The 15,276-nt window shown below is 28.8% G+C and carries 10 protein-coding genes; 2 read left to right on the forward strand and 8 right to left on the reverse strand.

Annotation, left to right across the window (positions count from 1 at the left end; genetic code table 11):
• Positions 1-32: 32 nt before the first annotated feature.
• The 3 genes from E4J94_RS15815 to E4J94_RS15825 all read right to left on the reverse strand — a co-directional run bounded on the left by E4J94_RS15815 (position 33) and on the right by E4J94_RS15825 (position 2,274).
• Positions 33-353 carry a helix-turn-helix domain-containing protein gene (locus tag E4J94_RS15815; protein WP_135836757.1) on the reverse strand — a complete coding sequence of 107 codons (321 nt, stop codon included), beginning with the start codon at positions 351-353 and terminating at the stop codon, positions 33-35.
• Positions 354-442: 89 nt separating this feature from the next.
• Positions 443-889, reverse strand: a complete 447-nt coding sequence (locus E4J94_RS15820) for a transposase (RefSeq protein ID WP_135836758.1) — start codon at positions 887-889, stop codon at positions 443-445.
• A gap of 122 nt (positions 890-1,011) precedes the next feature.
• Positions 1,012-2,274, reverse strand: a complete 1,263-nt coding sequence (locus tag E4J94_RS15825) for a hypothetical protein (protein ID WP_135836759.1) — start codon at positions 2,272-2,274, stop codon at positions 1,012-1,014.
• A 578-nt stretch (positions 2,275-2,852) separates the two neighbouring features.
• Between E4J94_RS15825 and E4J94_RS15830 the strand changes: the two genes are divergently transcribed.
• Together E4J94_RS15830 and E4J94_RS15835 are read left to right on the forward strand one after the other, a co-directional pair.
• The gene (locus tag E4J94_RS15830; protein ID WP_135836760.1) at positions 2,853-5,186 is read left to right on the forward strand and encodes a TonB-dependent receptor; all 2,334 of its coding nucleotides are present in this window, start codon (positions 2,853-2,855) and stop codon (positions 5,184-5,186) included.
• Positions 5,187-5,722: 536 nt separating this feature from the next.
• On the forward strand, positions 5,723-6,364 hold the full coding sequence (locus E4J94_RS15835) for a DUF6266 family protein (protein ID WP_135836761.1): 642 nt from the start codon (positions 5,723-5,725) through the stop codon (positions 6,362-6,364).
• 212 nt (positions 6,365-6,576) lie between these two features.
• On the opposite strand, the gene E4J94_RS15840 is transcribed toward E4J94_RS15835, so the two are convergent.
• Genes E4J94_RS15840 through E4J94_RS15860 form a run of 5 tightly spaced genes read right to left on the reverse strand, consistent with a single transcriptional unit; the run spans position 6,577 to position 15,275 of the window.
• Complete coding sequence (locus E4J94_RS15840) at positions 6,577-7,245, reverse strand: endonuclease/exonuclease/phosphatase family protein (RefSeq protein WP_135836762.1); 669 nt, start codon at positions 7,243-7,245, stop codon at positions 6,577-6,579.
• A 60-nt stretch (positions 7,246-7,305) separates the two neighbouring features.
• The gene (locus E4J94_RS15845) at positions 7,306-9,612 is read right to left on the reverse strand and encodes a hypothetical protein (protein WP_135836763.1); all 2,307 of its coding nucleotides are present in this window, start codon (positions 9,610-9,612) and stop codon (positions 7,306-7,308) included.
• Between the two features lies 1 nt (position 9,613).
• Positions 9,614-12,370 (reverse strand): DUF6603 domain-containing protein, encoded by a 2,757-nt coding sequence (locus tag E4J94_RS15850; RefSeq protein WP_135836764.1) that lies wholly within the window; start codon positions 12,368-12,370, stop codon positions 9,614-9,616.
• A gap of 21 nt (positions 12,371-12,391) precedes the next feature.
• Positions 12,392-13,204 (reverse strand): phage tail protein, encoded by an 813-nt coding sequence (locus E4J94_RS15855; protein WP_135836765.1) that lies wholly within the window; start codon positions 13,202-13,204, stop codon positions 12,392-12,394.
• Positions 13,152-15,275 carry a hypothetical protein gene (locus E4J94_RS15860; protein ID WP_135836766.1) on the reverse strand — a complete coding sequence of 708 codons (2,124 nt, stop codon included), beginning with the start codon at positions 15,273-15,275 and terminating at the stop codon, positions 13,152-13,154. Before E4J94_RS15860 ends, E4J94_RS15855 begins: the two co-directional genes overlap by 53 nt.
• Position 15,276 lies beyond the last annotated feature (1 nt).

Consider the following 15,276-nt stretch of genomic DNA (forward strand, 5'->3'; position numbering starts at 1 on the left):
TATAAACTAAAAAAGCGTCAATTGACGCTTTTTTAAATAAATATCTTTTTCCACTTAGCAACAGTATTTCTACTTAATTTAAAATGATTTGCTAATTGAGAATTATTTAGATTATGTTTTTTCTGATAATCTAATATTAATAAAATATCTTGTTTTGAATAAGATTTGAATTTTTGATTTACTTCAATATTTCTTTTGTGTTCATCTCCGAAAATCAATTTATTCAATTCTAAAATATCTAAAATATTTAAATCTTGCTTATTTAGAATTTCTTGACATTGTAATATTTTATCAGGATAAAGATCATTTATTATATCTGTATAAAGTGTTTTATAATTTATTTTGGTTTTCATTGGTTTGAGTTTAAAAAGCCACTAATCACTAAAAAATGATTAGCAGCTAATGGTTAATTAGAATAGGTTTATTAGTAATTAGTAGTAGTTTATTTTGTTGATTTTTTATACTTACTTATCCATTTATATAAAGTTGTCTTGGGAATATGGTAACGTTCAATTACTTCTGTAGTTTTCATTTCTCCCGTTTCTATTTTACTCAATATGTAATCGATTACTTCTTTGGTGTAAACATTTTTACGAAATCTGGGTAAAGACGATTTATTGTTATTTTCTTCATCTTCTGTATAAGTCTTTTTACTTATTGGTGCATATAAAATCAAGTGTTGCGAATAAAGTCGAAAGAAATCATATTCTAATAATTTACTCCATTTTAAAAGAATATCAGTGTCAAGATTATTTGAAGAAGTACATTTGTTTATAAACTCTTTATCATCAACTTTAAAAAATTTAATAATTCTCTCATTATCAATATTTTTCTCATCTAACATTGTCTTGATAAAACTTCCTATATGAATTTCTTTAAATTTTGACATAATATATTATTCAATAGTTAATTATTTTAATAATGGTACAAATAGATTATTACTATTCAATGAACTATATAAGAAAGGATTATAATATCCTCCCTCATATAAATTCAATTTGAAGAATATTGTTAATACCCCGACATCCTTTGAGCAGTAATATTAATTACTCTTGTATTATCTGCGTCAGAAGTCGTATTTTTATTATCAACGACTATGTAAATTATTACACGATACCAAATTCCATCAATAATAAAGTCTATTGTTTCTGTTTCTGCTGAATTATCACTTCCTGTTACAGAAGTACGTGGAGTTGAAGAAGTAATATCATTATATCCATAACCAAGGTACATTCCATTATCTGTTTCCATATAACCATTCGGCGCAAGTAATACATTTGATCTTCTAAAATTATCTACAGAAGATACAGCTGCATACGAAATCTTTATATTACTTGAATGGACATTATAAACTCTAGGGTTCCATGTAACTGCATTCGCCTGATTAGAGCTACTACTAAAATATGGATCAATTCGCACCTTACCTCCTAAAATAGGGGCATCAGACACCATACTACTCAAAAGACCAGTAGTTGATGCTAATACTTCATAATTAAAGAATTGATACTCTCCAGGTTGAAGTACTACTCCAGCACCTACTATAGCACTACAAGACTGTCCTCCAATATTAATTGAAAACTCCGTTGTACTAGGACTTGAAACTGTAGGTGTTCCTGTAATGGTATATACTAATTGTCCTGTTCCTACAGAAAAGTTTCCATCGTTTAGTGTTGCAGTAAGTCCATTAACAGGACCTATTGATTGAGCTGGATAAATCCCTCCATTTCCACCAGTATATGGAATAGTTAAAGCACCTTCATATGCTATCCCAGCTGTATAAGTAATTGGATTTAAAGATGCTCCTGTACAACTTAAGCTACCTAATGTACCTGGTATTAATAATTTACCATCTAAAGTTTTCCATTGTTTACCATCCCAAAATACGTATCCCTTGTATGTAAATGTTGAAACTTCACCTGTATTATAAACTAATAATCCTGTTGCAGGAGAGGGTATTGTAGATGAATCATTATAAGCAGAGAGTGCTACTCTTGGAGCTAAAAAACCTTTTTTACTACCATTGGCCAATTGATTTACATTAAGCTCTAAAATTGCAGAAGCATTAGGCTCTGTAGTACCAATTCCTACTGATCCATCAGCAAGTATTACAAAATCATCTTTTTGTTGATCAGCACTGGGTGTTCCAGTATTTGCATTATTTTTACCACCATCTACATTGAAAATTCCTTGTGGATTTTCGGTATTTATTCCTACTTGAGAAAAGAGAGTAACTGATGATAACAAACTCATCAAAATGACTAAATGTTTTTTCATAATTTTAAATTGTTTAGTGATTCCTTAATAAATAGTCCTAGTTAGACTATTAATAATCATATACAACTAAAGCTCAATTCTATATAATTATGAATTACATATATTTAATCATTTAATAAGTATTTATAAAACTTATTAAAAAATACAATCGCTTATAAAACATTACTTTTTCAATAATTTGCTTTTTTATAGAAAAATACTACCTTTGTATAAAAGTAGTCTAACTAGGACTACTTTTTTTATTAAATCTACCTCATTATTAATGCATTATATTAGATAAATTGCATTTACTTTTTTTACTATTTGATAATGAGTATCTAAAAAAACAACTTACATTCTATATTTTCAGAATGTATTATTTCGGTATTGTCTAATGTTTCTTTTGTTATTTTCGAAGCCTAAAACTGCATTCAAAAATATAGCTTTTGATGAAGCAGAGAAAAGAATTCTAGTGATTAAAAAAATTTTCCTCCAAATGGAATCAAAATTAGTCCGTTTAATCCTTCATAGTTTTTTAAGATTTATTTAATTTTGCTTTATTACTAATTAGTCTAAATAGTATTTACTCAATAGAGCACATGAAAAAAAATTATTATTCGTTGAAAACAGTAGGAAAAGCATTCTTACTTGTTCTAATGGTCAATCAAGTTGATGCAAAAGTTACCAATCTAAACGAAATATATTGGGAGAATACAATAAATTATGACCAAGAAGCTGGTGAAATTCATGGTAATGTAGTAACAGAGGATGGATCTCCTATTGCAGATGCCTATGTTTCGTTATCTAATGGAATGAAAACAAAAACCAACTCGGATGGAACTTTTATCTTCACAAATATTGAAAAAGGAATTTATCAAATAACGATCAATCATGTTAATTACAATGAAATAATTCAGGACGTAACAATCACTGATCAAACAAATGCAATATTATCAATTGTATTAAAAACAGATCATCAATTAAAAGAAGTCGTTGTAACTGCCAGTAGAATGCCCGAAAGTATTGATGAAGTTCCTTCTACATTAACATATATATCTGCTAAAGACATGCAGATACAATCTCAAATTAATGACAATTTACCAAATATTTTGATGCAAAAAGTTCCTAGCATTTCTCCTAGTGAAGAAAGTCAAAATAATTTTATTGGTAAAATTCGTGGTCGTAATTTTCTAGTGTTAATTGATGGTATTCCACAATCTACCCCTTTACGAAATGGAGGTCGAGATTTAAGATTAATAGATGCTTCTGCAATTGACCATATAGAAGTTATACAAGGTGCGTCTTCTATGTACGGAAATGGTGCTGCAGGTGGAATTGTAAATTACATTACAAAAAAAGCAAATAACAAGAAGAAAATTAATTCGTCAACTTATTTCAATAATACGTTAAGTTTGGTTAATCCTAAAGAAACTTTTGGATATAATATTTCACAAGTATTTTCAGGAAAATTAGATAAATTCACTTATTTACTTCAAGGTAAAATAGCGAATACAGGAGTGATTAGATCTGCTGATGGTGAAATAAATAGTCCATTTTATGGTATAGGAGAAACTAAAAGCTATAATGCCTTGCTTAAAATTGGATATCAGATAAATGACAATCACCATATCGAGTTAATGGGAAATTATTACCGCAGCATGCAAGATAGTAAGTATGAAGGAACAAAAGGTATTTTTGGAGAAAGTCCTTCGATAGCAGTTCCTACTGATAATCCTGCAAATGGAGGTACGCCTTATAGTAAAAATGTAAGCTTACGTTATGATGGTGAATTTGGAAAAACAAGTGCAAATGCAGTCCTTTATTATGAAGATATGAACTCCGTTTTCGAAACGTATAATCAAATTTATTCTGATCATAAAGGAGCTCGTTTAAACTTTACAACGCCTTTTGAATTAGGAAAAGCAGGTAAAGTAACTTTAATTTACGGGGTTGATTTTCTGAAAGATCATGCTGTACAATTAGGATTAGACAAAAGCCATGTTACCCCTGATATGGATTTAAACAGTTTTGCTTATTACATCCAATCAAAGTTTAACTTAGCTGAACACTGGATTGTAAAAGCTGGACTGCGCCATGAGTTTTTAGGATTTAAAGTTGGTGATTTAACTAAAGCAAATAAATTTACACCTGGTGATAAAAATAATTCAAATGCACTTGTTTTCAATATTGCAGCTAGATATAATAAACTTAGCTATTTACAACCTTTCGTTAGTTTTTCGCAAGGATATTCTATTGGTGATATCGGTTTAGTATTACGAAATAATGTTGCTTTAGATGCAATTGATCCTAAACCAGTTTCAGTTAATAATTACGAGGCCGGAATCAGTGGTAATTTCTGGAAATTAGACTATCAACTTACAGGATATTACAGCACCTCAGATCGTGGAACTACTTTTGCCGAAATTGGAGCTCCCGGTAATTATCAATTATCACAAGTTCCACAACGTATATACGGTTTAGAAGCGGTGGTTAATGTAAAACCTACAAAATGGTTGAAAGTTGGGGGAATAATGGGATATATGGATGGTCGTCAAGATTTAAAAAATAAAGGAGAATTTAAAGATAAATTAGATAATTCTATCCTTACTCCACTTAAGTTATCTTTCAACTTAGACACTAAAATTACAGACCAATGGAACGTATTTTTTCAGTTAACAAATTTATCAGGTCGTGATGTCTTTGATAAATCACAATATAACTATGGTAAATATCCTATTTCTGGTTATACAATATGTGATTTATATACAAGCTATAAGTTAAAGAATATAACATTTAACCTTTCTTTTAACAATTTATTCAATGCCGACTACTACCCTATTCATGCCGAAGTTAGAGGTGCTACTAATGACGGAAGATATTATATAAAAGGTAGTGGTACCACTGCTAGTCTTGGATTGAAACTCGATTTATAATCTTATGCAGTTTAAAAACCTCTGTTATTTAATAGAGGTTTTACTTCGTTGTTTGATATGAAAAAGATTTCTTGACATAAATCATCTCACAATAAATTACGGTTTCACGTAAAAGCAAGAAAACCGCTCTCAAAAAATCTAAATTTCAACTTTTATTGAAAAAAAGGTAAAAAACAAACGCCGTTTCAAATAAAAACCTATTTATTTTTCCTTCTCTTCACCCCTATTTTGTTCGACAATCCTTCGACTCTTGTTCGACCGTTGTTCGACAAAACACCCCTTTTTCCGAACCGTTGTCGAAGGACACTCGAAGGACACTCGAACAAACCTTATTTCTACTTTTCTCATTTCTTCTTCAACCCCTCATCAACAAAGGAAAGTTGTATTTTTTGTCTTTTTTCATCTCTCCTCCATACCAGACAAAAATGGACAATAGTGGACAAAAGCGGACTTTAATGGACAGCTTACAACACCAACCTAAAAACCAACGCTTTAAACCACTAACTTGCTGCTACATAACATAAAAATTTAAGAGTATGGCCGAAATTAAAAAAGGAATCCTTGGCGGATTTTCAGGAAAAGTAGGAACAGTGATTGGTGTCAACTGGCGTGGAAAGGATATTATCCGAAGTCTACCAAAAGCATCAAAAAAAGCCCCCACAGAGGAACAATTAATTCAACGGGTAAAGTTTAGGAAAACCATTGATTTTTTACAACCATTGCGTTCTATCCAAAACAGGTATTTTGGGAATAAAGCAGGTAAACAATCGCGTTTTAACAATGCAACGTCTTATACCCTAACCAATGCTGTAGAAATGGTACAAGATTTACCTGTTATTATCGTAGCACGTGTTCTCATTACCAAAGGCGAATTGTTAGACTTTCAGCTTCCAGAGCTTGACGCTACAACAGCTGGTACATTTAATCTTAGTTGGGAAGACAATTCAGGACAAGGGAATGCAAAAGAAACGGATCTTGTAAACGTGGTTTGCTATTGTGAGGAACTGAATAGTTTCTACATTTCCGAAGAAATTGCAACCCGTGATATGATTGTAGCAAGTATTAATTTACCTACACCCTATCAAAACAAGGAAATTGATGTGTGGATCTATCTCAACACAGAGAAAAGAACACAAGCTAGTACCAGTACTTATTTAGGGAAACACGAAGTGTTATAACAGATGTATGATTTCTCAATCAACAGTTTGTTTAGTCATTACCGAGAATAAGGTTTTAGAAATAGAATTTTATTCTCGGTAATTTTTTATTTGTTTTAACAAAATATAATATTATACTTTCCAATGGAACTCTCCAAAAAAACCAGCAGGACGACAAAATGAAGTTTAACTTTAACTGAAAAGCGTTTGTTAATTCTTAATGAGGTTTATAGCTAATATTGACTTTTAATTGTAAGAGCAATTGGAAAATGATGATCACTTTTAGGATAATTATCTAATGTTATTTGTTTACAATTATTTTTTGTTAGTATATGATCTAATTTATCACTGACTCCTTTATAAGAATTATCTAAAGGTATATCTCCAACTTCAAGATTTAAATCCCCTAAAAGAATTATATTTTGAGTACTAGGGTCAATACATCTTTTCCAAATATCTATTGTTTCTTTAGCATACTCTTTCCAAGCTTCAGAATGTAAAAGATAAAAGTTGTAATTTTTATTATCTTTTAAAACCTCTATTTGAATGGGACATCTTAGATAATTACTATTTAAGTGATATATAAATTTATCTTCAAGAAAAAAATTGAGATTAGTGATTTTACAACTATTTTTCTCATATATAACTAAATAATATCTATTCGAAGTACTAGCTCTTAGTGAGAACTTATTACTACACTCTGGAATTATTGAATATAAATATTGAGAATTTTCTAACACTTCTTTAACATCTTTCTCACAACCATTAAACTCTTGTAAAAAGATTAGATGTATATTTTTATTAAGTGCTATGTTAAAAATGTTTTTTAATCTTTGTTGGGATGATAAGCCATCTCTTTCTCCATAATAAATATTCCATGTTAAAACATCAATTGACGTCATGCTTAATTAAATTTAAATTTTCCTTACTCTATTCGCTTTTCAGATTCCGCGTTTTTATAATTAAGATTTTATATTGAAAATAACACGAGGTTGTTTGTATAAATAGTTATTGGCTGTAGTGACACTGTCTTCATTGGTTGATACAGAAATTATTTTGTCTTTATTACTTTTATAGTCCATACCAAAATGAGCATTTTCATTTTTTAGATACATTTCTATTTTAGAAAATGGCTTATCAGTAATGTATAAACGAAGCGTACTATTGATTGTGGTTACATAATGGAAATCATACGATTCATCAAGTTCTACAATCAAATGAGGCCAGTTTTTGATGGTTTGAGATTGAAGGAGAATACCATAGTAACTGTTGTTGGCATTAAAAATAAACCAAAACTCATTTTTTATTATATCTAAGGTTTGTAAAAGAATTTGAAGTTCATTTTTATCTGATTCAGAAACATCTGTTTGAATCGCTATTTCACATTTTTCCTTAATTTCAGCTAAAAGAGTAGCAGAATTATTTTCTGATTTATTATCAGATAAATTATCCATAAGGTTTTTTAAATCTTCTTTAATGGATGAATTATTATCTAAATTAAAATTTCCAAATTCCTTAATTCTTTCATTTCTTTTTTTATTTAGAACTAGCTTTTCAAAATCTAAAATACTTAAATTTGGTCCAGCACTAAAAATTCCAAATAAGAAAGCTAAAATCCAAGAATTATCAATTTTAAAATATTGTAGAGACTCTTCTTTATTGAAATCTGCATGAGGTAATAAATAGTTAATTGGAAAATTTCTGAATCGTATCAACTCTGTAATATAATCTAATACCAACTGTGACACTTCTGGAGCTTTTGAGATAAAACTAGGTAGATGGCTATCTTTATTTTGATCCAGTATTAAGTTATGTAATTCTAAATCATATTTCCATTTTTTTAACTCTTGAAGAACTTTATTATCATTCATTATTAGCAGACGTCCTAATTGCCAAGCTACCGAATATGTCATATCATACATTTTCGTATCTTCATTAAAGAGAATTAAATAATCTGCATGATCAGGAATCGAATCATATAGTTGATGTTCAAATGTTGAGTAATTTTTTTCTTGATATTCCTTCTGATAATTATCCCTCCTTTCTTTTAAATAATTTAATATATCAAACGACGAGTTCCATTTTGTAAATGGTCCTTGATACCATGATACTATTTTACCACCAGCTTTAAGTTGGTGCTCTAACGGGACTTTTGCAGCTTCCAACAACCTAGAAATAGGGTCTTTATCAATTTTTAAATCACTCGCATTTTCTTTTAAAGCAGGTGATTTAATAAACGTTTTAAATGAATCTAAATTTAGTTCATGTAAATATCCTTTTAGATTTTTACCATTATATTCTAAATATTCGATTATAAAGTTATTATCTACTTGTTCTTTTTCTAGTTGTTCAAATTCTTTTATTGCATTTTTATTAGACCACTTTTCCCATCGTAGTTTTCTATCCTTTAGATATTGTTCATTTTTTTCTATTAATTCTTTGAGTTCTGAATTCGCAAAAGATTTAATTTTATCTAAAATATCTATATTGGAATCTTTTAGATAACTTTTAAAAGAGTCAAACTTAGGGTGATTTCTTAATTTAGTAGAGTCAATTTGGTACAACTCAGAAGCAATACTTTCAAAAGACCATTCACTTAAAATAACACAAGTGTTTGAAATTTGATTTAAGTATTGAATCATTTCATATTTTCCTGAATTTTCATTAGCATAATAACATATAAATGCTCTATATTTTGTATTCGGTTCAACAATTCTATTAGAGATAAGAATGGAAGTTTCTGTAGGTAGATTTAAGTCTTGAAGCTCTGTATGTTTTTGTACACGAACATGTGCCAGGTTCCCTATCAAATTAATAGGTGGATAAACTCCTTCTATTGGTTCTGAACGAGATAAGATTTTTAATAGCTTAGGTTCTGTAGGAATTTCTAACGATCCTACTAAACTATTTGTATTAAATTCTTTGATAATGAATTCGCCTTCATTTATTTCGTCTTCTTTTAACAAGACTAAAAAGAGATAAGGTAATCTCTTACCAGAGCTTCTTACTTCGTATTCCCAAGGAAGTGTACTTCTCCTAAACTGAATATGTGGAAAGGTACCTGCAAAATTCCCTTTATGTTCTTGAGGAGGATATACCGTTAAAATTTCATCCTGAGGAATAATATGATTGTAACCTTCAACGTGAAAGACAATATCCTTTTTACCCGTAGTACAAATATTATTTTCAAGTTGTACATTGATATTATATTGACCAGAAGCAATTGTTGGAATATTTGAAGGAGCAATTCCAATTGATTTTTTTTCCATGTTATATTACTACTTTATATGTACCAAAAAATGATTCTTTGTATTTATAAGCATTAATATCATTTTCTAAGTCCGTTAAATCGATATCATCTTCATTTAATATTCCAAAACCAATCATCGTACTATTATCTAATTTTTCTTTTCTATTTATAAAATTTATTTCGAGATTTTTATTATCTAAATGAATCTCTTTTTCCAAGGAGTCATATAAAGAGACTTCTACTTCTTTTATCTGTGAAATAACTTTTGAAAATTCCAGTTTTACCCCATTACAAACATTTTTTAATAAATTATCATTTGAAAGTGCCTCAGTTTCTGAAATGCTATTTTTTGTATTCCATATTGATTTAGGTACTGATCTATAAATTGGAGATAATACAAAAGATTTAAAATCTTTAGTTGCACCTTGAACTTCAAGTTTAAGTTTATTTGTAAGTTTATCCGATTCTGTAAATACTGGATATATAGGACTTGGTGTATTTAGTCGCTCTATATTTAATTGTGTATCATAAATATCAGTTATTTGAATATAAGTTTTTGGAATCTCAGTTATTGGAATCTCAGAATATACCTCTAGAGCAAATGTTTTTGGATTCACGACAATACATTCAGAACCATCAACTTTCTTTATTTTTTTAATTATACCAGAGGTGATATTATAAGAAATTATATTTTTTATTTCTGGTAGATATGCTGAAATGAAATCAGATTGTGTAAGCGTTTTATTAATTGATGTATTGTGATTACCAAATTTAACTTCCAATTGATATCCTACTACTTTGAATACGGCTACTCCTTTAAAGTCTGGACCACAAATAAATAATTTTGCAGCTAAACTGAAAGAGCTATTAATGTTAAATAACCAAACATCTATTACAACTTTCGCATATATTTGCACGGAAACTTCTGCTTCGTAAAAAAATGGATTCCAATGAATTATAAAATCTACTTTTAATAAAATTCCAATTTCAGCATAAACTACCCCAGCGTTTAACTTAACTCTTAATCCTCCCTCAATACCAGCCATTATACAGCTAGGAGTCAAAGCAAAATAAGCTTTTCCATACAATTGTACAGGTCCCATGTTAAAGTCAAAACCTAATCTCGAAATATTATTTGGATAATGAGATGGAACGTTGAATTTAGGATGATATCCACCTATAGAAAAAACAAAATCACCTGAATTACTTCCCTTTAGCCATATTCCTAAAGCAAAACCACCTGTTAATTTTAGCTGTGGCAATAAAATATAAGTATTATCTGTAAGTTGTCCTTGTGCTAAAAATATCCCTTCATCCAAATCTGCACGCATTGAAAATGCAAATTCGAAATTATACACTCCTGGCATTTTCATTGTAGAAAGCCCTAAAAGATTAAATGATGTTTTATTTCCAAATGCAATTGCAACGATTCCTGTAGTATAAATCATTTTATAAGAATCGAACTTGATACCAGCAACAATTACATAAGTATCTTCACAAGCAGGCAAATAACGATTTAAATCGGAAAATATCTTTTGAATACTATCTCCTTGTTTTAAACCTCCTTGATGAACCAATTTAACAAGTGGAAAATTTGGTACTTCGCTTATATTTGGCATTAAAAAATTTCTGTTCATACCAAATCCTAAAGCAAATCCATGAATATAGAATGCAGGATCTACAGGTATAGGAATACCAAGATAACCAAATGCAAATAATGAAGAATAAGTAGGGGTTTTAATGTAAGAGCCTATGGCTATAAGCTCAATCTTACCCATTCTGAAAGTTAATAAACCATTGTATTCTTCTTTATTATCTTTTATTTCTCTCAAAAATGCACCAGAAATCCCTAAAGTAGGTGTATCATAAACAATTGCCATTCCTTTTAAAGAAAATTCTATCTCATTCCATAGTTTTTCTAAAGAAAAGTTTTGGAAGACCTTGAATGGCACCTTTATAGCTAAACCAACCAGTTGTAAGCCAAATGTACCAATATTAAAATCTGCAGAAATAGCAATTTGTATAGCATCATTATTAACAATAGAAGGAACAATCTCGTTAATTTTAACTAAAGGCTGTTTTTCTACTGATGAAGGAGACGAAACTTTATTAGATTTTGGATTACTTTTAATATCATTTTTTATTGGTAAAGAAGGAATATTTATTCCACCTACATTAAAACCTGGATAAGTAATTTTATTCTCATCATTTCCTGTTTTAAAAACAAGACCTGCGCTAAATGAATTTCCTAAATTTACTTGTTCATCATTAATCCAAATATTTTTGTTTACAAATTGCTTTTTAGTATAATCAATTAATATGTTTTTGTTGTCATCTGATTGCTCAGATTTAGAAACATAAACCAGTTCTACATTACTAATAGCGTAGTCTTTCAGGTATTCTCCAACTAAAGGAAGCTCTTTAAGACTAATTTCTTCTGCAATACCAACAGAAAATAATTTTATTTCTTTAGAAATTACACCTTGAATTTTAAATTTTTCATATTGAGCTGCAATTTGAAATGCAGTTATACTCTCTTTTTTATCTGATAATTTATATACACCAAAATTTAATTTTTCTGGTATAAAAGGAGTAATAACCTTTTGTATTTCTCCTTCTTCTGCTAAGATTTCTTTTATATTTTCCTTAGCATTAGGTAGCTCACCTACAAGAGACATTGTGGAAAATTCTTCTTGATTAATGAGACTCCCTCTAACTGTAAGGTCTACTTCTTTTACAGTTACATCTAGCGCTATTTGAACATTGGTTTTGGACATAGGAGAACTATAAAATCTTAATTATTTAACTTTCATGATGTAAGCTAATTGAATATGTTTTGGTACTATACTAAATGGTTTGGATATCATATTAGAAGAATTTCCATTTTCCGAACTTCCTGACGTTGTTAATCTTGATTTAAAATCATAATTATGATTATAATAGTATGGATAATTAGTACCAAAACCTCCAGAAGCTGCACCTTTTTGCGTAGGTATCACCCACGATTCATAATATCTATGATTATGATCAGGTAAATTTTCAACTTTAAGGGTAACTAGATCATCTCCACCCCAATCACGATTCTTGACAATAGAATGGGCTCCTCTGACAAACTTATCTTTTAAATCTGGCATCCAGTCATTTAGAAATTTATTGAAGTGACCATCGCACAAAGCCCAGCCATCAGGAATTCTATCACCATAAAATGCCACAATAGTACCAATAGGAACCGAAACTATTTCAGATTGAATAGATACAATATTATCATTTTTGTCTTTATAAGATTGACTGATACATAATTTGTTTTTGATTTCAGTATTATCTTTAGAAATTATAATTAATTCTGTAGAATCTTTTACTACTTTTAATTCCGTACTTAAGAGTTCTATTTGTTGTTTTAATTTTAAGAATTCGGATGTTATTTTATCTATTGTAGCATCTTTTGATTTTAATGTATCGAAATTGGCATTATTTGTTGTTAGTTTGTCAATATTAGCATCTTTTGACATTAGATTATCGATATGAGCATGTAATTTTTCCTCCATTTCTCTTAAAATTTTAATTTGAATAATATACTCTTCCTGTTTTAATAAAGAATTTAACTTTCCCATTTCTGTATCCTGGAATATTTCTGTATTCTAAATAAAAAGGATAAGAGCCAGAAGGGTTATTAATACCAGTATTATTTACTTTGATGTTGGATAATCTTATACTGATATTTTTTGCGGAAAAATTCTCATCAGAATAATATCTATAAATAATACTATTTAACAATAAATTAGTGATATCACCAAATAGTTGCTTTTCTTTAGATTCTACAACTAACTCGTCTTTAATCTTTCTATACTTTTCTATATATAGATTATTATTTAAGCTATTAGCTACTTCTTTTATGCAATTTGTTAATTTAATAAAATTTTTCTCGTCTGCGATATCCTTAATAAGATGGTCTATTTTTTTTGAATAAAACGAATTTTGTTTTACTTCATTTAGTTTTATAGAAATATTTTCCCAATTGTTTAAATTTAAGATCTCTTTAAAAATATATTTATTAAGACAGGATTCAAGGTTATTTCCAACTGCAATTTCTTCATTAAAAATTCCTTTATAAAAAGCTTTATTCAGTTTTTCGCTATCGTAATTAATTTCTACGCTGTCTAAGTCCGTAAAATCGTTGGCTAACTTCAACCTATTAAATACCTGACAATTAAATTTTGATCTTTCATATTTAGACAAACCCAGCAGTACATTTTCTGAAGTAATTTGCACCTCTGTAGTACTTAAAGAATCTTTTTTTAGAATATCATTTATGTAAGGAGAAGATAGTGAAAATTTACTTTTAGAATTCAATTCAACAGGTATCTCCAAAACATTGATAATATTGATATTTATTAACTGCGATGTATTATCATCTCCATTGTACAAAGTATCATTTCCAAAAACAAAAACGTCAAACGGACAAATATTTTTTCCTCTATTATCAATTACATCGAAGGTTTTGTCTATTATAAGTGGATTGTTTTTTGTAAAGTTTTCTTCAAAATTATCATCATCTTTAACCAAGGTTAAATTGTAAATTTCTAATTGAAATAAAACACGTTCTAATTCAAGCAAATTAAGAATTTCTATGTTATTAAAGATAGCAGAAAGTTTATTCTCATTTATATTAGGATCAATTGTAAAACTTATTTCATCATTATTTTCATTTGAATCATCATTTTCATTTAGATCATTTGATGTATTTTTTAAAAAACCTTTTTTTACTCTAAGTATACCTCTGATTTTATTTCTATTTTCATCGTCTTTAATTTGAAAATCACCTAGATTAAATTCAAATTTTATGGGTACAACTTCATTTTGTAGTATTAAGCTATTTGAATCATCATCATTGAAGAGATTAAAATCTACATTTTCTAGCATTGTACTTTTAGATAACAATACGAGATGAGTTTCTATTAACGAATTAATTGTAGAAATAACTTCATCTTGCGCTACATTTTCAAAAATAGAAAGATCAGCTATTTTAACACTTTGCTCATTTTTGTTAGCACCAAATAACAGACTAAAAATCTTTGTGTTTATTTTAGTACTTATGATAGGTTCTTTTGATATTAGCTGCTTTTCATCCGTTATATATAAATCGACAATTTGGTCTTTTTTTAAATGAAGGGTGCAGTTGTACCAAGTGTTTTTTCTAACCCCCGATTCTTTTGTATTTCCTCTTTTTTGTTCTATAAAAACCAATGAATAACTACCATTATCTTTCTTAATCTTTAAAGCATCATTTTCTTTCTGAGATTCTTGATCCGTTTTTTTTTCCAGTTCTTGATCTGCTACTTTATTAGGAATTAATTCTAAAAAATTAGCAGAATCACTATTTTCAAATCTTATAAAAAAATTAAACAAAACATCTCCATTTTCAATAACACTATTAAAAACATCATTAAAACCAATTGTAATTTCTGCCTCTTTTTTTAATTCGATATATGATCCTTTATATTCATCAAAACTTGAGTCTAATTCTCCTATAGCTTTTATATCGACTGTAGTATATCTTGTTTTAATTAAATGTTGTTCTTTTTTACTAGAATTATCTTTATCACTCTCATTGTTTTCATCAGAGGTAACAATTCCATTTTTAATGACATTATCTAAAGGAAAATAATATTTTAATTTTGCCATT

It is taken from the genome of Empedobacter tilapiae (assembly GCF_004785645.1).
Taxonomy (GTDB): domain Bacteria; phylum Bacteroidota; class Bacteroidia; order Flavobacteriales; family Weeksellaceae; genus Empedobacter; species Empedobacter tilapiae.